Annotated in this window: 15 protein-coding genes and 1 pseudogene; 8 read left to right on the top strand and 8 right to left on the bottom strand. The window is 72.3% G+C overall.

Annotated elements, in window-relative coordinates:
- Nucleotides 1-104: 104 nt before the first annotated feature.
- Nucleotides 105-800 (bottom strand): class I SAM-dependent methyltransferase, encoded by a 696-nt coding sequence (locus ACIRJT_RS33795; RefSeq protein WP_403916967.1) that lies wholly within the window; start codon nt 798-800, stop codon nt 105-107.
- Between the two features lie 152 nt (nt 801-952).
- Here ACIRJT_RS33795 and ACIRJT_RS33800 point away from each other — a divergent pair, with 152 nt between their 5' ends.
- Nucleotides 953-1,225, top strand: a complete 273-nt coding sequence (locus tag ACIRJT_RS33800; protein WP_403916969.1) for a hypothetical protein — start codon at nt 953-955, stop codon at nt 1,223-1,225.
- A 51-nt stretch (nt 1,226-1,276) separates the two neighbouring features.
- Here the strand turns inward: ACIRJT_RS33800 and ACIRJT_RS33805 are convergent, their stop codons facing one another.
- The gene (locus tag ACIRJT_RS33805; RefSeq protein WP_403916972.1) at nt 1,277-3,175 is read right to left on the bottom strand and encodes an ABC transporter ATP-binding protein; all 1,899 of its coding nucleotides are present in this window, start codon (nt 3,173-3,175) and stop codon (nt 1,277-1,279) included.
- Between the two features lie 201 nt (nt 3,176-3,376).
- On the opposite strand from ACIRJT_RS33805, the gene ACIRJT_RS33810 reads away from it, so the two are divergent.
- The gene (locus ACIRJT_RS33810; RefSeq protein ID WP_403916975.1) at nt 3,377-4,090 is read left to right on the top strand and encodes a ribonuclease H; all 714 of its coding nucleotides are present in this window, start codon (nt 3,377-3,379) and stop codon (nt 4,088-4,090) included.
- 143 nt (nt 4,091-4,233) lie between these two features.
- Here the strand turns inward: ACIRJT_RS33810 and ACIRJT_RS33815 are convergent, their stop codons facing one another.
- Nucleotides 4,234-4,644 carry an ATP-binding protein gene (locus ACIRJT_RS33815; protein WP_403916978.1) on the bottom strand — a complete coding sequence of 137 codons (411 nt, stop codon included), beginning with the start codon at nt 4,642-4,644 and terminating at the stop codon, nt 4,234-4,236.
- A 185-nt stretch (nt 4,645-4,829) separates the two neighbouring features.
- Here ACIRJT_RS33815 and ACIRJT_RS33820 point away from each other — a divergent pair, with 185 nt between their 5' ends.
- From ACIRJT_RS33820 to ACIRJT_RS33835, 4 genes are all read left to right on the top strand, one after another.
- The gene (locus ACIRJT_RS33820) at nt 4,830-5,663 is read left to right on the top strand and encodes a Scr1 family TA system antitoxin-like transcriptional regulator (RefSeq protein ID WP_403916981.1); all 834 of its coding nucleotides are present in this window, start codon (nt 4,830-4,832) and stop codon (nt 5,661-5,663) included.
- A gap of 69 nt (nt 5,664-5,732) precedes the next feature.
- Nucleotides 5,733-6,836: a PP2C family protein-serine/threonine phosphatase gene (locus ACIRJT_RS33825; RefSeq protein WP_403916984.1), complete on the top strand. Its 1,104-nt coding sequence runs from the start codon at nt 5,733-5,735 to the stop codon at nt 6,834-6,836.
- A 141-nt stretch (nt 6,837-6,977) separates the two neighbouring features.
- The gene (locus ACIRJT_RS33830) at nt 6,978-7,244 is read left to right on the top strand and encodes a WhiB family transcriptional regulator (protein ID WP_403917255.1); all 267 of its coding nucleotides are present in this window, start codon (nt 6,978-6,980) and stop codon (nt 7,242-7,244) included.
- 86 nt (nt 7,245-7,330) lie between these two features.
- Nucleotides 7,331-7,687, top strand: a complete 357-nt coding sequence (locus tag ACIRJT_RS33835; RefSeq protein WP_403916987.1) for a YkvA family protein — start codon at nt 7,331-7,333, stop codon at nt 7,685-7,687.
- Nucleotides 7,688-7,691: 4 nt separating this feature from the next.
- On the opposite strand, the gene ACIRJT_RS33840 is transcribed toward ACIRJT_RS33835, so the two are convergent.
- On the bottom strand, nt 7,692-9,095 hold the full coding sequence (locus ACIRJT_RS33840; protein ID WP_403916990.1) for a DUF6777 domain-containing protein: 1,404 nt from the start codon (nt 9,093-9,095) through the stop codon (nt 7,692-7,694).
- Nucleotides 9,096-9,330: 235 nt separating this feature from the next.
- On the opposite strand from ACIRJT_RS33840, the gene ACIRJT_RS33845 reads away from it, so the two are divergent.
- Nucleotides 9,331-10,617: a streptophobe family protein gene (locus ACIRJT_RS33845; RefSeq protein WP_403916992.1), complete on the top strand. Its 1,287-nt coding sequence runs from the start codon at nt 9,331-9,333 to the stop codon at nt 10,615-10,617.
- A gap of 14 nt (nt 10,618-10,631) precedes the next feature.
- On the opposite strand, the gene ACIRJT_RS33850 is transcribed toward ACIRJT_RS33845, so the two are convergent.
- The 4 genes from ACIRJT_RS33850 to ACIRJT_RS33865 all read right to left on the bottom strand — a co-directional run bounded on the left by ACIRJT_RS33850 (nt 10,632) and on the right by ACIRJT_RS33865 (nt 15,446).
- Nucleotides 10,632-11,651 carry a serine/threonine-protein kinase gene (locus tag ACIRJT_RS33850; RefSeq protein ID WP_403916994.1) on the bottom strand — a complete coding sequence of 340 codons (1,020 nt, stop codon included), beginning with the start codon at nt 11,649-11,651 and terminating at the stop codon, nt 10,632-10,634.
- Between the two features lie 6 nt (nt 11,652-11,657).
- The gene (locus ACIRJT_RS33855) at nt 11,658-12,503 is read right to left on the bottom strand and encodes a hypothetical protein (RefSeq protein ID WP_403916996.1); all 846 of its coding nucleotides are present in this window, start codon (nt 12,501-12,503) and stop codon (nt 11,658-11,660) included.
- 9 nt (nt 12,504-12,512) lie between these two features.
- A complete protein-coding gene (locus ACIRJT_RS33860; RefSeq protein WP_403916999.1) occupies nt 12,513-14,894 on the bottom strand; it encodes an FHA domain-containing protein in 2,382 nt (793 codons plus the stop codon).
- A 135-nt stretch (nt 14,895-15,029) separates the two neighbouring features.
- Nucleotides 15,030-15,446, bottom strand: coding sequence for an ATP-binding protein (locus tag ACIRJT_RS33865; protein WP_403917002.1), 417 nt, complete (start codon nt 15,444-15,446; stop codon nt 15,030-15,032).
- A gap of 335 nt (nt 15,447-15,781) precedes the next feature.
- On the opposite strand from ACIRJT_RS33865, the pseudogene ACIRJT_RS33870 reads away from it, so the two are divergent.
- A pseudogene (locus ACIRJT_RS33870) lies at nt 15,782-18,250 on the top strand (PA14 domain-containing protein); the annotation flags it as partial.
- Nucleotides 18,251-18,256: the final 6 nt, after the last annotated feature.

Here is an 18,256-nt window from a genome sequence, read left to right on the forward strand (position 1 = left end):
ATTACCTTCTCGTGAAGGAACGCAAATGCGCCACCCATGTCATTCATTCGGCTTGTTCTTTGTGATAGCCAAGGGTGGGGATACCGCGAGGCAGGGCTGCGCCGTCAGATGCGGCGGCCGTGCAGGAAGAGGTGCGGTTCGGGTGCGCCGGCCGGGTGGTCCGGGGTGAACAGCGCGCTGTGCTCCCACTCCACGGCGACCCCCGCCCGCGTGATCAGGGCGGTGAACTCCTCGGCGCCGAAGCTGGAGACCCGGACCGGCTGCCCCATGAACACCGCGTCGACGCCCGCGGCGTCCACCGGCACCGTCGCGGCGACCAGCAGTCCGCCGGGCCGCAGCGACCGCGCGAGCCGCTCCAGCAGTTCGCGCTGCTCCCCGCGCTCCATCTGCAGGAGCGAGAAGTACACGCAGACCGCGTCGAACCCGCCCTCGGGCAGGGAGAGATCGCGGACGTCCGCACACCGGAACTCCGCCTCCGGCACCTGCCGGGCCGCCAGCGCGGTCATCACCGGCGACACATCGACGCCGAGCACCCGGTGCCCCGCGTCCGCCAGGGTCCGCGCCGTGGGCCGGCCCGTCCCGCTGCCCACGTCCAGCACCCGGCTCCCCGGGGCCAGGTCCGCCAGCAGCCGCCCCAGCGACTCGCGATGGGCGGCCGAACCGGCGAAGGCCTGTTCGTACTCCGCTCCCAGCGCGTCGAACACCGCCGCGGCCGGACGCCCGCGCTCGCCGTCCGCGTCCGGAAGCCCCTGGCCGCCGCGGGGCTGCCCGCTGTCACCGAGTCCCTGGCTGTCACCCATCGAGGCGATCCTTCCGTGGTGCGGCGGCCCGGCCGGGAACCGCGTTCCCGGCCGCTGGGAGCGTCCCCCGGCGTGCGCCTGAGTATGCCGGTCCCGCACCGCTGAGTACGTTCCCCGATGTTCCGGTTCCCGGTCCGCTGTTCGATGGGCGCATGACCTCCGAAGCGCCGCGCCGCCCCCGCATCCAGCACGTCACCACCGCCGGCTCCGCCCTGGCCGTCACGCTGCTCCCGTTGGTGGTCGGCGTGCTCCTGGCCAAGACCATGGCGGCGGATCCGATGACCTCGGTGAACGCGCTCGTCACCAACGGCGCGCACCGTCCGCGGGTTTCGCCCAAGGAGTGGCGCCGGTGCGGCGGCCACGCGCTGCGCCGGCTGCGGACCGCCGACCGGGCGGCCTCCCCCGTCGGCACGGGCACGTGCTGACGCCGCCCGGCCGATGAGGTCCGGCCGGACGGCGTGGCGACGGGCGCCGGGTCAGCGGACCGGCTGGACCGGCCTCTTTTCGTCGGACGACGGCCGTTCGAACTGGGTGCGGTACAGCTCCTCGTACCTCCCGCCGGCCGCGAGCAGTTCGGTGTGCGTGCCGTTCTCGACGACCCGGCCCGCCTCCACGACCAGGATCCGGTCGGCGGCCCGCACGGTCGAGAGCCGATGCGCGATCACCAGGGCGGTCCGGCCCGTCAGCGCTTCGGCCAGCGCCTCCTGGACGGCGGCCTCCGAGGTGGAGTCGAGGTGCGCCGTCGCCTCGTCGAGGATCACGACCCGCTGACGGGCCAGCAGCAGCCGGGCGATGGTGAGGCGCTGGCGCTCCCCGCCGGAGAGCCGGTAGCCGCGCTCGCCCACCACCGTGTCGAGCCCGTCCGGCAGCGAGGCGATCAGACCGTCCAGCCGGGAGCGGCGCAGGGCGTCCCAGACATCGTCCTCGGAGGCGTCGGGCCGGGCGAGCAGCAGGTTGGCCCGCACCGACTCGTGGAAGAGGTGTCCGTCCTGGGTGACCATGCCGAGCGTGTCCCGGATCGAGTCCGCGCTCAGATCGCGTACGTCGACACCGTTCAGCCGGACGGAACCGGCGTCCGTGTCGTACAGCCGGGGCAGCAGCTGAGCGATCGTCGACTTGCCCGCCCCGGAGGAGCCCACCAGGGCGATCATCTGGCCCGGTTCGGCACGGAAGGAGACGTCGTGCAGAACCGTCGTGCCGCCCCGGTCGTCGAGCGTGGCGACCTCCTCCAGCGAGGCGAGGGAGACCTTCTCGGCGGAGGGGTAGCCGAAGGACACCTTGTCGAACTCCACGGAGACCGGGCCCTCCGGCACCGGTCGGGCGCCCGGCTTCTCCTCGATCAGCGGCTTCAGGTCCAGGATCTCGTAGACCCGCTCGAAGCTGACGAGCGCGCTCATCACCTCGACCCGGGCCCCGGCCAGCGCGGTGAGCGGCGCGTACAGCCGGGTCAGCAGCAGAGCCAGTGCCACGACGGCCCCCGGCTCCAGGCTGCCGCGCAGGGCGTAGTAGCCGCCGAGCCCGTAGACCAGGGCCAGTGCCAGGGCGGAGACCAGGGTGAGGGCGGTGATGAACGCCGACTGGACCATGGCCGTACGGATGCCGATGTCACGCACCCGGGCGGCGCGGGCGGCGAATTCGGCCGACTCGTCGGAGGGGCGCCCGAAGAGCTTGACCAGCGTGGCGCCGGGGGCGGAGAACCGCTCGGTCATCTGGGTGCCCATCGCGGCGTTGTGGTCGGCCTCCTCCCGCTGGAGTCCCGCCATCCGGGCCCCCATCCGGCGGGCCGGCACGACGAACACCGGGAGCAGCACCAGCGAGAGCAGCGTGATCTGCCAGGAGATCGTGAGCATCACCGCGAGCGTCAGCAGCAGGGTGACGACGTTGGAGACGACGCCGGAGAGCGTATCGCTGAAGGCCCGCTGCGCGCCGATCACATCGTTGTTGAGCCGGCTGACCAGGGCGCCGGTCCGGGTCCGCGTGAAGAAGGCCACCGGCATCTTCTGCACATGGTCGAAGACGGCGGTGCGCAGGTCCAGGATCAGACTCTCGCCCAGCGTCGCCGACAGCCAGCGGGTGAGCAGGCCGAGCCCGGCCTCGACGAGGGCGATCAGCGCGATGAGCAGGGCGAGCCGGGTGACCGTCCCGGTGTCCGCGCCGTTCACGATCGCGTCGACGACCTTGCCGGCCAGCAGCGGGGTGGCCACCGCGAGCAGCGCGGTCAGGACGCTCAGCAGCAGGAAACGGTAGATCCGCCGACGGTGGGGGCGGGCGAAGACCATGATGCGGCGTAAGGCCCTCCGGGAGAAGGGTCGATGGTTCTGCTGGGCGTTCATCGCACTGTGCATCGAATGCCACGCCGTGACTTCCATGTCCATGGGGCGCTCCGAATTCTGATGGCCCCCGGGTCCCCCGACGGCCTGTGGCTCCTGCGGGCCGTGCGGCCCTGGATTCGTTCGGAATGCTATGACCTCAAGTTCGCTTGAGGTCAAGCGCGGTGGGGCGGGGTGCCGCGGTGCGCCCCGGTAGCGATCGTTCGGCCGGTCGGAACGGTCATGAGGGGCTGGCATGATCAAGGGATGAACGAGTGCATCATCGCCGCGTGTGACGGGGCGTCGAAGGGAAATCCGGGTCCGGCCGCCTGGGCGTGGGTCGTCGCCGACGCGCAGGGGAGCCCCGTGCGCTGGGAGGCCGGTCCGCTCGGCACCGCGACGAACAACGTCGCCGAGCTCACCGCGCTGGCGGAGCTGCTGGAGTCCACCGGTCCGGCGGTGCGCCTCGAGGTGCGGATGGACTCGCAGTACGCCATGAATGCCGTGACCAAGTGGCTGCCGGGCTGGAAGCGCAACGGCTGGAAGACCTCCGGCGGCAAGCCCGTCGCCAACCGCGAGCTGGTCACCCGCATCGACGCCCTGCTCGCCGAGCGCTCGGTGACGTTCCGCTATGTGCCCGCGCACCAGGTGAACGGCGACCCGCTCAACGCGATCGCCGACCAGGCGGCCAGCGAGGCGGCCGTGGCCCAGTGCCCGGCCGGCACGGCGCACGGCGCCACGGCTCTGCCGGTACCCGCGCCCGCGCGGTCCACGAAGGGGCGGTCGGAGTCGACCGGGGCGTCGGGAGGCGCGAAGGGGCGGAGCGCGGCGGGCGCGTCCGGGGGCGGGCGGTCCACCGGCACGATCTCGGCGCGCTTCGCGGGCCGGTGCCACTGCGGAAAGCCGTACGCGGCCAAGGAGCCGATCGCGAAGAACCCGAACGGCTGGGGCCACCCGCAGTGCCGTACCGCTCCGGCCTGATCGCACGAGGACCGGGGCATCGGGAAAGAGCGGCCGGAGGAAACGCCGGAGGGCGGCCCGGTCGGTCGCGGAGGCGTCGCGGGAACGCCGCGGAGGCGTCGCGGGTGTGCTGCGGATTCACCGCAGGTGTGTCGCGGTGAGACTCAGACGTCGGCCCAGACCAGGCGGCCCGCCAGTGCGGCGCGTGTGCCCCAGCGGTCCGCCAGGGCGTCGACGAGCAGAAGACCCCTGCCGTCCTCCGTCAGGCTGTCGAGCATGTCGTCGTCCGCGTGGCCGCTCGTCGCCGGCGCTCCGGCGGCGGGCAGGCCTGCCGAGTCGCCAGGGGAGGCCGGCGCCGGAATCCGGGCCCGGCCGCGATTCCACACGCAGATGCGCACGCCGTCCGCGGAGCGCAGGAGCCGACAGCGGATCCTCCGTGTGCTGGTGTGCTGCACGGCGTTGGTGACCAGCTCGGTCACTATCAGAGCCGCCGCCTCGATCCGTTCGGCCGGTTCGCCCCAGGCCCGCATGGCCTCCTGGACCCGGTGCCGGGCCTCCGGGACACCCCCGGGCAATCGGGGAACCCACCAGCTGTGTGCGCCTCGGACACCTCCGGCACCTCGGACACCTCCGTCATCGGGAGCACGCTCCGCGCAACTGACTATTTCCGACATGTATGCACTCTCGACGCAAAACGCATACTTTGCAAGCGACAGAGTGCCATGCTCCGCCCCGGGGCCCGATGAGGAAGGTTCTGCGCATGCGAGCCCGTTCAGGTCCCACCGTGGAGCACCGCGTTCTCGCGGTCCGCCTCCGTATGCTGCGGGAACGCGCGGGAATCAGCCTTCGGGCCGCTGCCGACGCACTGGACGTCCACCCCGCCACCGTCCGGCGCATCGAACGCGCCGAGACCGGACTCGACGCCCGGCAGGTCGGCGAACTGCTGCGCTGCTACGGCGTTCCGCCCGCCGTGGCCGAGCCCATCATGGCCGGGCTCGGAGCCGCGAACCTGCCCGGCTGGTGGCACCGGTGGCGGGACGCGATGGACGGCTGGCAGCAGGACGTCATCGGAGTGGAGTCCTCGGCGAGCCTCGTGCGGACCTGGCATCCGGCGCTGGTGCCCGAACTGCTGCGCACCCCCGCCTACGCCGCCGCGCTCCACCGTACGCAGTACCCCGAGGACAGCCCCGCCCGCCGGGAACGCCGCGTCGAGCTGCTGCGCGAGCGCCGCCGCCGCATGTACGAGCGCGGTGCCGCGCTGTGGGCCCTGTTCCCGGCAGCGGCCCTCCACACGCGGGTCGGCGACCGGGAGACCATGGACGGGCAGCGGGCCGCGCTGGCCGAGGCGATGCGGGAGCAGCACGTCACCGTCCAGGTGGTGCCCATGGATCACCCGCCGCACCCCCTGACCGGCGTGCCGCCCCTGCACATCCTCCGGGTGCCCGCACCCGAGATCGGGGACCAGGCGGTGCTGGAGACCCCGGGTGTGCGGGTCGACGTCATCGACGACCCCGAGGCCGTGATGGCCCACCGCATCCGGCTGGACGCCGCGTGCGCCGCCGCACCCGGCCCCGGGACCCCGCTGCCGGAGTGATCCGCGGGCCCGGCACGCCCGGCCGCCGCCCGGGATGCGGCGGGCCGCGACGCCGTACAGCGTGGGGGAGTGGTGCAGCTGCGCAGGGCCAAGTGGATCCCGTTGGGGGTCGTCGTGCTGGCCGTCGTGCTGGATCTGGCGACCCCTGCGGGTGTGACCTCCGCGCCCCTGCTGATGGCGGCTCCCGTCGCCGCGGCACCGCTGCTGACCCTGCGCGGGATCATCGCGATCGGCGTCCTCGCGATGGCGGTCCACGCCGCCCTCGCGAGGTACGACGGCACGTTCGGCTGGCAGCGGGGCGTCGCCAACCAGCTCACCCTTCTGGCCGTATCCGTGCTGGCCGTCCTCATCCACCGCGCCCTGGAGGGCGGGGACGCCCGGACCCGCCGCGCGCGCCATATCGCCGCCGTGGCCCAGAGCGCCGTCCTGCCCAGGCCCCCTTCGCACCTCGGCGAGCTCAGGATCGCCGCCCGGTACGTGCCCGCCGAGAACGAGGCCATGATCGGCGGTGACCTCTACGTCGTCCAGGACACCCCGCACGGGGTGCGGGTGATGGTCGGGGACGTGCGCGGGAAGGGCCTGGGCGGGGTCAGTGCGGTCTGCGCGGACCTGGGGGCCTTCCGGTACGCGGCGGACGAGGCGGAGGACCTGCCCGGTCTCGTGGCCGCGCTGGAGCGGGCCCTCCTGCGCGAGGGCGGCCGGCGTGGCGGCCAGGAGCAGGACGAGGGGTTCACCACCGCGCTCATCGCCGAGTTCGCCGAAGACCTCGAAGCCGTACGCGTCGTCAACCGGGGGCATCCGCCGCCGGTGCTGCTCGACGCCGAGGGCCGGGCCACCGTCCTCGGCCCGTCCGAGGAGGCGCCCCCGCTCGGCATGAGCGCCCTGGGGCCCTGGTCCTGCCCGGTCGACACCTTCCCGTTCCCGCCCGGCGCCACCCTCGTCTGCTACACGGACGGTGTCACCGAGGCCCGCGACGCGTCCGGGGTCTTCTACGATGCGTCCGTCCGGCTGCCCCTCCTCGTGCACCACCGCGCGCTGATCGGCGACCCGGCCACACCCGCGCAGATCCTCCACCTGCTGATCGAGGACGTGGGGCATCACACCGGCGGCCGGATCCAGGACGATCAGGCGCTCCTCGCCCTGCACCGCCCGCGGGCCCGCCCGCACGCTTGAGAGCCGCTCCGCGCGGCGGCGTTCCGGCACGGCCCGTCCGGTACGGGTTTGAGGCGCCGATCGGCGGTCACCCGCACGGAAGACACGTACGGCAAGCGACGTACGACGCATCGACATCAGGAGTGAGCGGAGTTGAGCAGCATGGAGAACTGGCGCCTGCACGCCGCCTGCCGCGAGGAGGACCCGGACCTGTTCTTCCCGATCGGGAGCACGGGCCCCGCCGTCGTCCAGACCGAGGAGGCCAAGGCCGTCTGCCGGACCTGCCCCGTACAGGCCGCCTGCCTGGAGTGGGCCCTGGAGAACAAGCAGGACTCCGGCATCTGGGGCGGCCTCTCCGAGAACGAGCGGCGCGCCCTGAAGCGCCGCGGCCGCAGGAGGGCGGAGGCCAGGGGCCGCGGCACGGCCTGACCCGCACCGCGGTACTCCCCGGCCCCGAACGGTCATCCCACCGCCACGGGTTCGTCGTACGGGGAGGAATGGGTACACGATGAGCCATGGACACCACCACTGTTTGGCTCGTTCTCGGCGCCGTGGCCGCACTGATCATGCTGGCCTCGGCCGTCGTGCTTCTCGTGCGCGTCCTCAAGGCCAGGAAGCTGCTGGTCGACGCCGGGATCCCGCTGCGCAGCAAGGCGCTGGTCTGGGCGGCCGTCGTCTACACCGTTTCACCGGTCGACCTGCTGCCCGACCCCGTCTACCTGGACGACATCGGCTTCCTGCTGCTGGCGCTGCGCTCGCTGCACGCCGCCGCCGCGTCGGCCGCGCCGGGGGTGGCGAAGGGGGCCGGAGCCACGCAGGGGATTTTGAAGCCGGAGAGGCCGACGAAGCCCCGGCCGGACGCCGTGCGTTAGATCCTCAGGCGGTGTGCGGCACCGTCGCCCGGGAGCCGGCCCACTGCTCCTGCTGCTGTTCCTGGTTCCGGGGCAGGGGTCCCGACTGGGTGTCGGGCTGCTGCTCCTGAGGCTGCTGCGGTTCCTCCGGCGGTGCGGGCTCGGTGTCGGGTTCGGGCTGGGGCGGGTCGTCCGGGGGCGCGGGCTCGGTGTCGGGCTCCGGCTCGGGCGCGGTGTCCTGCTCCGGGTTCGGCTCGCGGTCGTTCGGAGGCGTGGGGTCGGGCTTTTGCGGGGGCGGGTCGTCACCCGGGGGCGTCACTTCACCCGGGGTCGAGGGACAGGAACGGTTCGGGTCGTCGTCGGACCCCGGCGGGCAGTTCTCGGGCGGATCCGTCTTCTTGTCCTTGCCACCGGTGCCTCCCGCCGGACGTGTGAACCAGTCGCCACTGTCCGGATCGACCATCGTGAACTCGTCCACCGGCTTGGACGACGGGTCCACCACGACCACCTCCGACGCCCGGTATCCGGGCCAGGCCTTCCCCGTCTGCTTCGGAGTGTCCTCCTGGGCGACGGGCGGAAGCAACGGGTTCCCGCAGGCGCAGCGCACCCGGGGCACGCCCCGGTCGTCGACGAGGACCGCCGTACCCGCCTGGAGCACCGCCTGGTAGGCGTTGGCCTCGCCGTCCTGGTAGCCGTGGTTGGTGACGCGGGTGTCCATGCGCAGCGTCACGGGGGTGAGCCCCCGCAGATAGCCGGGGACGGCGGACGGCTCGATGTCCTGGGCCGAGGCGAACGCCCGGTTCTTGTCCGGAGCCGCTCGCAACACCTTGATCTGCTGCTCCACATCGCAGCTGGCGACCTTGCGGGTGCCCCCGTAAAGACCCGGGGCCGCGCCGTCCACGCCACGCGTCACCTGCGTTCCGGTCCTCGACGGGCTCGGTGCGACGGACGGGCTGGCGGTGCCGGGCTCGGGCTCGCTCTCGCGGGCCGTGGAATCCGTGAACGGGTCCGGTCCGGATTCGCCCGCCGGCTGGAGGAACACCTCGCCGCCCGCCTTCGACCCGCCGTCGTCGGGCCGGGTCAGGACGACGACCAGCACCACCGCGGCGACCACGGCCGTCACGATCGCCGCGATCCGGGGCACCGATCGCCACCAGGGGCGGTCCGGCCCGGGGCCGGGTGCGGCGCCCGAGCCGCTGCCCGGGTCGCCGGGGCCGCCGGAACCCCCGGAGCCGCCCGCATCGCCGCCGCCCGAACCTCCCGAGCCGCCCGGACCTCCCGATCCGGGAGGTCCGTCGTGATCGCCGCCGCTGGGCGGCGGGCCGGACACGGTGGGAGGGGGCGGTGTGGGGCCGGCGTCCGAGGGGCCCGAGAGCGGGCCGGACGGCGGTCCTGTGGGGCGGCCGGATGGCGGCGGTCGGACACTCACGGGCTCTGCTCCCCGATGTCGGTACCCGCCCGGACCGTCCCAGCCCGGTCCCGTTTCCGTACCGGGCACACCAGTGGGCAATCCAGGGCATTTCGCATCATTGTCTGTCCCGTCCCAGTGGCTCCCGCAAGCGGAGGGAGGGACCGGTTCTCCGGGTAGCGGATTCTCCGGGTCGGTTCTCCGGGGACCGGTTCTCCGGGGAGCGGAGCGTTCGGTCCCTGCCTAGCGTGAGGGCGTGAACGTCCGGGTGAGTAACGACGAGAACAGCTCACGCTCCCCCCACGGCTGGCGCGACGCGCTCCTGGCGGTCCTCACCGGCGTGCTGGCCATGGTGGTGACCGCCGCCCTGGGCCTGTGGGCCGCCGGAGCCGCCGGGCTGCCCGGTGGCGCCTTCCCGGCCGTCGTCGCCGCGGTGGTGCTGATGGCGGCGGGCGGCTCCGTGGGGCTCTCCGGGGACGCCGGTTCCCTGGTGGGGACGCAGGCCGACCTTTCGGTCCTGCCGCTCTCGGTGACCCTGGTGGGCGCGCTTCTGGTCGCCCGGGGATTCCTCCGCCCGCTCCACCACCGGGCCGTCGCCGGAGGCCGCGAACTGGCCGGCTGGGCGGGCCGCGTCGCCGCTCTGTGGATCCTCGCGCTGATCGTCCTCGCGCTGATCGCCCGGCACACCTTCACCCTCTCGGCCGAGGACCTCACGGGCAGCGGGGCCGGGGACCTCCTCGGCGAGGACCCGAAGGTCGGATTCCGGGCGGAGATCCCCCTCACCCTGGTCTTCGGGCTGCTGTGGCCGGCCGGTGTCCTCGTGCTGGCCCTGCTCGTCTCGCGCCGCGCCCCGCTCCCGGCCCGGCTGCTGCGCTTCCAGGAGGCGGTGCGCCCGGCGGCGTACGCCATGGTGGCGCTGCTCCTCGGGTCCGTCGCGCTCGGCGTCGTCGCCGGAATCGTCGTGATGATCACGCGCGGGCACCCCGCCGAGACCGCCGCGGTGCTCCTCCTCGGGCTGCCCAACCTGGTCTGGCTCGCGCTCACCATCGGGCTCGGCGCGTCCTGGGAGGGCAAGGTGGACGGCCCCTTCGGGCTGCCCGTGCCCCAGGTGCTCGACTCCGTCCTGCGCACCCCCGACCTCTCCACCCTGAACCTGAGCACCCTCGCCGAACAGGACGGGCGCGTGCGCTGGCTCGTGGTCGTCGTCGCCGCGCTGGTGCTCGCCGCCGCCTTCCTCATGGCGGCCCGGTCGCCCGCCGGCACCCGGCTGTGGCAGCACGCGGTCCATATGGCGGTGGCGCTCACCCTGACCGTGCTGCTCATCTGCCTCACCGCCCGGATCTCCGCTCACTACGGGCTGTCCCTGCTGGGCCTCGGGGACCTGGGCGGCGGACTCGGCGGGGAGGTGTCGCTGAGCCCGAAGCTGTGGACGGCGCTCGGGTTCGCGGTGGTGTGGGGCCTGGTCACCGGCTTGGTCGGCGGCCTCGCCGCCTCCCGGGTGCACCGGCGCGGCGAGGTCCCCGACGCGGGGCCCGGCGCCTGAGCCGATGCCGCTCCTCAGACCCGGCCGGGGCCCGGGAACACCGGTTCGGCCCAGCGCGGCGGCGCGGGCGGCGGTTCGGGCGCGGCCGACCAGGATCCGGCCGGCGCGTCCACCCGGGTCCGCGCGTGCTCGCCGGGCCGGAGGCCCGCCGCCGCGGCCCGCAGCGCGGCGACGAACCGCAAACAGGTCTCGTAACGGTCCTCCGGGGACTTCGCGAGCGCCTTCGCCAGTACGCCGTCGACGGCTTCGGGAAGACCGGGTCGCAGCGCGCTGGGCGGGGCGGGCGGGTCGTACTGGTGGGCCCACAGCAGCGCCATGTCGTCGTCCCGCTGGAAGGGGGGCGTACCGGTCAGGGTCTCCTGGACGACGCAGGCGAGGCTGTACACGTCGCACCGCCCGTCCACGGGCCGCCCGGAGATCTGTTCCGGCGCCACGTAGTCGAGGGTGCCGACGAACTGGCCGACCGTGGTGAACCCGGTCAGCGACAGCGATTTCTTCGTCAGCCCGAAGTCCGTGAGGTACACGTGCTCCGGATGGTCGCTGTCGGTGCCCGCCGCCACCAGGATGTTGCCGGGCTTCACGTCCCGGTGCACCAGGTCGTGGTCGTGGGCCGCGTCGAGCGCGGAGGCGACCTGCGCGGCGATCCGGACCGCGGCGGTCAGGTCCAGCGGCCCGCGCCGGTCGATCAGGACCCGCAGATCGGCGCCCGCGACGAAACGCATGGCGATGTAGAGCAGCCCTTCTGTCTCACCCGCCTCGAACACCGGCACGATGTGCGGGTGGTCGATCGCGGCCGCCACACGTGACTCGTGCGTGAACCGCTGCCGGAAGGTGTCGTTGCGGGCCAGCTCCGGGGCGAGCAGTTTCAGCGCGACGATCCGGTCCAGCCGCAGGTCCTTGGCGCGGTAGACGACCGCCATGCCGCCGCGGCCGATCTCGGCCTCCACCAGGTAGCTCGCGATCCGCTTGCCGACGAGATCGTCCTCGCGCCCGGTGGGCAGCCCGGCGTCGTGCGACGGAGGCGGCGGCGTCACCGGCCGTCACCGCCCCGCGTTCCCCGACGCCCCGCCGCCGGGCGGTTCGTCGGGCCCGGTGGCGGTGATCGCCCGGGTGGGTTCGGGTGCGTCCGGGGTCACGACGCGGGTGGGCTCGGGGCCGTCCGGGCGGATCACTCGGTCGGGCTCGGGCTCGTCGGCGGTGACCACGCGGGTGGGCTCGGGCTCGTTGCCGACGACGACGCGGGTGGGGTGGGGGCCCTCCGGCGCGACCACGCGGGTCGGCTCCGGCCCCGGCTTCTCACCGGCCGTCGTCCGCGGGCGCTCCGGAGCGCGGGCCGACGCCGGGGCCTGAGCCGGGGGCGGGCCCGGGGCCTCCGCCTCCCCGGACGCCGGGCCCGCTGCTCCCGGGCTCGCCTGAGCCGCGTACGTACTCAGCCGTGTCCCGTCGCAGAAGACCCACCGCTCGTGCTCGGCGTCGTAGAGCCACACCGACTCCCCGTCCACCACCATCCCCACCCGCAGCCCGCGCGTCCGCTGCCGGAAGCCCTCCCCGTCGCTGCGGCCCTCGGCCAGGTCCTGGGCAGCGCGGCGGTACCGGGTCAGCGACTCCTCCGCCCTCGCCAGCAGCGGTCGTGGATCCGCGGTGCGCGCGAGCGGCTGCCCGGCGGCCGGAGGCGTCAGCGGCACGGAGACGAGGAGTCGTCCGTCGACCCAGGCGGACCAGCCGTTGGAGCAGGCGACGTAAGCCCAGTCCCCGCGCCGGTCGCGCAACTGCACCGGCAGCAGGGCGTCCAGGGGGTCGGTGGGCCGGGCGACGTCAGGAGACTCCCACGCCGACAGACCGTCCGGCGGGACGACGTGCGTGGGGCGGAATTCCGGGGTCGCCATGGAACCGCCTCACTTCCGCATGACCGCGGGCTCGTGCCGCCTCAGCAGTTTCGCGACCACGTATCCGAAGACGAGCGAGAGAACGACCATCATGCCCATGTTGAGGATCCAGACCCCCGCCGAGTGTCCGAAGAGCGGATCGGAGGTCAGGTCGCCCGGCACGGTCCGCGCCAGATCGATCGTTCCGGCCATCGCCCCGAGCGCCCACCGCGACGGCACCAGCCACGACAACTGCTCCACGCCGGGCACCCCGTTCAGCTTGAGCAGTGCGCCGCAGAAGACGACCTGGACGATGGCGAGGAGGACCAGCAACGGCATCGTCACCTCCTCCTTGCGCACCAGCGCGGAGACCAGGAGGCCGAGCATCATGGCGGTGAAGGACAACAGGGCCACGGCCAGCGTGATCTCCACCAGCGGTGGCAGGAACACCCCCTCGCCGCCCGGTGCGTTGAGGTCGACGCCCACGAGCCCCACCAGGGTCAGGGCCACGGCCTGGAGGACGGTGATGGCCCCGAGGACCACGATCTTCGACATCAGATACGCGGATCTGGACAGTCCGACGGCGCGTTCCCGCTGGTAGATCACCCGTTCCTTGACCAATTCCCGCACCGCGTTGGCCGCTCCGGTCAGCACGCCGCCCACGCACAGGATCAGCAGGGCGTTCATCGCCGTCTCCTGGGTGAGCCGACTGCCCGCCAGGGCGCGGGCCATCGCCCCCATGACGAAGGGCAGCGCGATCATGATGATCAGGAAGGTCCGGTCGGCGCTCAGCGCGGAGGCGTACCGGCGCACCAGCGTGTGCAGTTGCGCACCCCAGTTACGGGTCTTCGGCGGCGGGGCGACCAGCGCTCCGGGCGCGGCGGGCGGCAGCTGCGGCTGCGCCGAGGCATTGACGATGTACTGCCGGTGGAAGGGCGAGTCGGCGTACGTCGCCGCCCAGTCGCGGTCGCGGTCGTTCTCGAACGCCTCGAACGCCTCCGGCCACTCCTCGAACCCGAAGAAGGCGAGGGCGTCCTCAGGAGGACCGTAATAGGCGATGCGCCCACCGGGTGCGAGGACGAGCAGCCGGTCGCATACCTCCAGACTCAGCACGCTGTGCGTGACGACGATGACGGTACGGCCGTCGTCGGCCAGTCCGCGCAGCATGTGCATGACCGAGCGGTCCATACCGGGGTCGAGACCCGAGGTCGGCTCGTCGAGGAAGAGCAGCGAAGGCTTGGTCAGCAGCTCCAGGGCCACGCTGACCCGCTTGCGCTGGCCACCGGAGAGCGAGTGGATCGGCTGGTCGGCGCGCTCCTCCAGGCCGAGTTCCCGGATCACCTCGGCGACCCGCGCCTGCCGCTCGGCCTTCGCGGTGTCCTGCGGGAAGCGCAGCTCGGCGGCGTAACCGAGGGCCTTACGCACGGTCAGCTGCGCGTGCAGGATGTCGTCCTGCGGGACGAGGCCGATGCGCTGGCGCAGCTCGGCGAAGTCCCGGTAGAGGTCACGGCCGTCGTAGAGCACCGTGCCGCTGTCGGCCGGGCGCTGGCCGGTGAGCGCGTTGAGCAGCGTGGACTTCCCCGCACCGCTGGGTCCCACCACGCCGAGCAGGCACTTCTCGCCGACGGGGAAGGAGACCCGGTCCAGCAGGGTCTTGCCGCCCTTGCCCTCCCGGCCGACCGTCACCTCCAGATCCTGGACGTCCAGCGAGACCTCACCGGTGTCCACGAACTCCTGGAGGGCGTCGCCGACCAGGCAGAACGCCGAGTGGCCGATGCCGACGATGTCACCGGGGCCGACGGGCCCGCGGGTGACCGGCTGACCGTTGAGGAAGGTCCCGTTGTGGCTGCCGAGGTCGACGATCTCGTAGGCGCCTTCGGCCGCCGCCCGCAGTTCGGCGTGGTGGCGGGAGACCACCAGGTCGTCGATGACGAGGTCGTTGCCGGCGTCGCGGCCGATCCGCACGGTCTTCGCGGGCAGCGGCCGCACCGTCGTCGGCTGTCGGAACGTGCCGGTCGCCGCGGGCATCGACACGGCCGACGGCCGGTCAGCGGAGGAGGAGAGGGAAGGAGCGGCGGCGGGTGCGGGAGGTTCACGGCCCAGGAGGACGGCGCGCGGCCCGTCGCTCGGATTGCCGAAGCGGATCTCGCTGCCCGCGCCGACGTCCGTGGCGCGGATGCGCCGACCGCCGGTGTACGTGCCGTTGGTGCTGTCCTCGTCCTCGATCGTCCAGTGACCGGCCTCGGGATGCAGGATCGCGTGGTGCCAGGAGACCCGGATGTCGTCGATGACCACATCGCTCTCGGGGTCGCGCCCGACGTGGTAGTCCCGGCTCGGACTCATCACCGTGGAGCCCAGATCGGTCTCCAGAACGAGTTCGGGCGCAGTCGGCGTCACAGGCCGCTCTCCCATGCCTGAATTCTATCGATACGTAACGATCGGCGCCCACCGCAGGGAATCGGGCTTGCCGCGCCGGGGCATCGGGGCTGCTGTCGCCAGGGCAGGGGGAGCCGCTGCCGCCGGGGCTTCGGAGCTGGAGTGGGTCGTTCAGCGCGGCACGGTGGCGAGGATGACCTTCCCGCCTCCCGCCGCCTCGCGCACCCGTACCTCCTGGGCCAGTCGCTGGATCATCGGCCAGCCGAAACCGCCGCTCAGGCCGGTCAGATCGGGCGTCCGGTCCTGCGGGTGCGCCGGACTCGGGTCGGTGACCCGGACATGGACGCCCCTGCGGTCCGCGGTCAGCCACAGCGCGGTTACGGCCCCCGCGTGCAGGACGGCGTTGGTGACCAGCTCCGACACGAGGATCAGGAGGTTCTGCACCGTGTGCGAGGCCGGCGCGGGGTGCAGCCGGGCGACGAAGGTACTGACCGCGTCCCGCGCGTCGGCGGCCTTCTCCGGCCGGCAGACGAAGTCGGTACGGGTCTCGCCGTCCGGAGATAGCGTCATCAGAATGCGGTCGTCCATGGTTTCCACCCCGTCGCGTGAGCTTCCTGGCTGAAATCCGGGTACCCCCGAAACGGCGTTCCATGGAAAACGGCCTGGACGAAGCACGCGAAGCGCGCGGAATGCGCGCGACGAGCCGTCGCGCGGCAGGGGCCCTGCCGGGGTGCGCTCGGTGGATCGGCGACCCCGGCCGACGCGTGGGGGCGCCGTGGCCGACCGACGGCGACCAGATTTCTATCGTTGAAAATTCTGTGTGCACGACCGTTGTGCAGTGTTTGGTGTTGTGGCTCAATGTTCGACTATGTGCAGTGCCTCGCTGGTTCGAGGCACCCCGGCTCTTCGACGAGGATGACGCCTTGAGACGACAACACCCGCGCTCCCGCACCCTGTTCAGGGTTCTGACCTGCGCTGCGGCGCTGCTCATACCGGTCGGTGCCACCCTGGTCCCGACCGCGGCCGCCGCGCCTGCCGCACCCGCCGGAGCCACCGCTCCCGCCGAGGCCACGGCGAAGGCCTTCACGGCGGACGACCCGGTCACCGATGTCCACGGGCTGAAGGGCGAGTACTTCAGCATGTCCGCCCCGGGGGCCCGTGACTTCGCCGAACTCGGCGCCACCTCCCTGGACCCCGAGATCGACTTCCCCGGTCTCACCGGCGCGTTCGAATCGGCAACGGGCAAGTCCGAGCACACGACGGCCCGTTGGACGGGGCAGTTGGAAGCCCCCGAGACCGGGGAGTACACCTTCTCCGCCATCGGCGACAACGGCTTCCGGCTCTTCCTCGACGGAAACGTTGTCATCGACCACTGGGAGCCCGACTGGGACAAGGAGCAGCACAGCGCCCCGATCACCCTGAAGGCCGGGGAGAAGCACGACTTCAAGCTGGAGATGTTCCAGGACGTCGGTGGCGCCAGCATGTTCCTGCGCTGGGGGAGCGACACCCTGGAGAAGCAGATCGTGCCCGAGTCGGCGTTCACTCCGCCCGCCGACTTCGAGGTCTATCCGGTCGCTCTGAGCGTCGCGGAGAACGGCAAGCGCCTCCAGGCCACCTTCAGGGACCGGGTCTCGGACTACCGGAAGGTGAAGGAGCACCTCAAGATCGAGGTCGACACCTCCCCGATGCCGGTGAAGTCGGTGAACCGGGCCTCGAACGACCCGAGGGCACTGATCATCGACCTCGCCGCGCCGGTCCAGAAGGGCCAGCGGGTCAAGGTCGTCTACGACGGTCGGGGCGGGCTGAAGTCGGGGACCGGGACCGTCCCGGAGATCGGCCGCACCGCCAAGAACCTCTCCACGCACCGCCTCACCACCACCTGGGGCGACAAGCTGGACGAGAACCACCCGCTGCCCGAATACCCCCGGCCGCAGCAGGTCCGCGACCAGTGGAAGAACCTCAACGGACCCTGGGAGTTCGCCGGGGCCGCCGAGGGCGAGCAGCCGGTCTTCGGCAAGAAGCTCGACGAGAAGATCATCGTGCCGTTCCCGGTCGAGTCCCAGCTCTCCGGCCTGGAGCGCGACGAGGACCACATGTTCTACCGCAAGCTCGTCACCGTGCCGAAGAACTGGTCGATCGGCAAGGGCGGCAAGGGAGGCAACGGAGGCAACGGCGCGTCCGGCGAGGGCAAGCGGTTGAAGCTCAACTTCGACGCCGTCGACTACCGGTCCACCGTCTGGGTGAACGGCACTAAGGTCGCCGAACACACCGGCGGCTACACCGGGTTCACCGCCGACATCACCGACGCGCTTCTGGGCAGCGGCCCCCAGGAGATCGTGGTCGCCGTCACCGACGAGACCGGCCCGAACCAGCCCAAGGGCAAGCAGTCCACCAACCCCGGCGGCATCGTCTACACCCCGACCTCCGGCATCTGGCAGACCGTGTGGATGGAGCCGGTCGCCCCGGCCGCCATCGACTCGCTGACCACCACGCCGGACATCGAAACCGGCCGCCTCGCGGTCACCGTCAACTCCGCCCAGGCCTCCGCCGACGCCCGGATCACCGCCGTCGCCCGCGACCGCAAGGGCAAGGTCGTCGGTACGGTCACCGGCCCGGCCAACCGCGAGCTCAGCCTCAAGCTCAAGAACCAGCGCCTCTGGTCGCCGGACGACCCCTACCTGTACGACCTCGACGTCTCCCTCGCGGACGGCCGCTCCAGGGACGGCGTCGAGAGCTACTTCGGGATGCGCCAGCTGAAGATCGACAAGGTGGGCGGTTACCAGAAGCTCGTCCTCAACGGGAAGCCCTTCTTCTCCCTCGCCATGCTCGACCAGGGCTTCTGGCCCGACGGGCTGTACACCCAGCCCAGCGACGCCGCCCTCACCTTCGACCTGAAGGCCCAGAAGGACCTCGGTTTCAACGCCGTACGCAAGCACATCAAGGTCGAGTCGCCGCGCTGGTACTACCACGCCGACCGGCTCGGACTGCTCGTGTGGCAGGACTTCGTCAACGCCGACATCGACAACGAGACCGGCAAGAACGCCTTCCTCACCCAGGGGAAGGAGATGATGAAGCAGTTCCACAACTACCCCTCGATCAGCGGCTGGATCGTCTTCAACGAGGGCTGGGGCGAGTGGGACCGCACCGAGACCGGCAAGATCGCCGAGGACGTCAAGGCGCTGGATCCGTCCCGCGTGGTCAACGCACACAGCGGGGTCAACTGCTGTGCTTCCAAGGGTGATTCCGGCAAGGGCGAGATCATCGACCACCACGACTACGTGAACAACGACCCGGCCTTCCCGGACGACCGACGCGCCGCGATGGACGGCGAGCACGGCGGCTTCACGCTCCGCACCCCGGGGCACATGTGGCCCGGAGCCCCTGCGAACCTTGGCTAG

This window comes from Streptomyces sp. NPDC102283 (assembly GCF_044766265.1).
GTDB lineage: Bacteria > Actinomycetota > Actinomycetes > Streptomycetales > Streptomycetaceae > Streptomyces.

What these genes read in the sequence shown, in the direction of transcription:
- ACIRJT_RS33835 (WP_403916987.1), top strand. Translation starts at nt 7,331, where the DNA reads ATGGACACCACCACTGTTTGGCTCGTTCTCGGCGCCGTGGCCGCACTG.
- ACIRJT_RS33865 (WP_403917002.1), bottom strand. Translation starts at nt 15,446, where the DNA reads ATGGACGACCGCATTCTGATGACGCTATCTCCGGACGGCGAGACCCGT.
- ACIRJT_RS33800 (WP_403916969.1), top strand. Translation starts at nt 953, where the DNA reads ATGACCTCCGAAGCGCCGCGCCGCCCCCGCATCCAGCACGTCACCACC.
- ACIRJT_RS33855 (WP_403916996.1), bottom strand. Translation starts at nt 12,503, where the DNA reads ATGGCGACCCCGGAATTCCGCCCCACGCACGTCGTCCCGCCGGACGGT.
- ACIRJT_RS33820 (WP_403916981.1), top strand. Translation starts at nt 4,830, where the DNA reads ATGCGAGCCCGTTCAGGTCCCACCGTGGAGCACCGCGTTCTCGCGGTC.
- ACIRJT_RS33795 (WP_403916967.1), bottom strand. Translation starts at nt 800, where the DNA reads ATGGGTGACAGCCAGGGACTCGGTGACAGCGGGCAGCCCCGCGGCGGC.
- ACIRJT_RS33830 (WP_403917255.1), top strand. Translation starts at nt 6,978, where the DNA reads ATGGAGAACTGGCGCCTGCACGCCGCCTGCCGCGAGGAGGACCCGGAC.
- ACIRJT_RS33810 (WP_403916975.1), top strand. Translation starts at nt 3,377, where the DNA reads ATGAACGAGTGCATCATCGCCGCGTGTGACGGGGCGTCGAAGGGAAAT.
- ACIRJT_RS33860 (WP_403916999.1), bottom strand. Translation starts at nt 14,894, where the DNA reads ATGGGAGAGCGGCCTGTGACGCCGACTGCGCCCGAACTCGTTCTGGAG.
- ACIRJT_RS33805 (WP_403916972.1), bottom strand. Translation starts at nt 3,175, where the DNA reads ATGGACATGGAAGTCACGGCGTGGCATTCGATGCACAGTGCGATGAAC.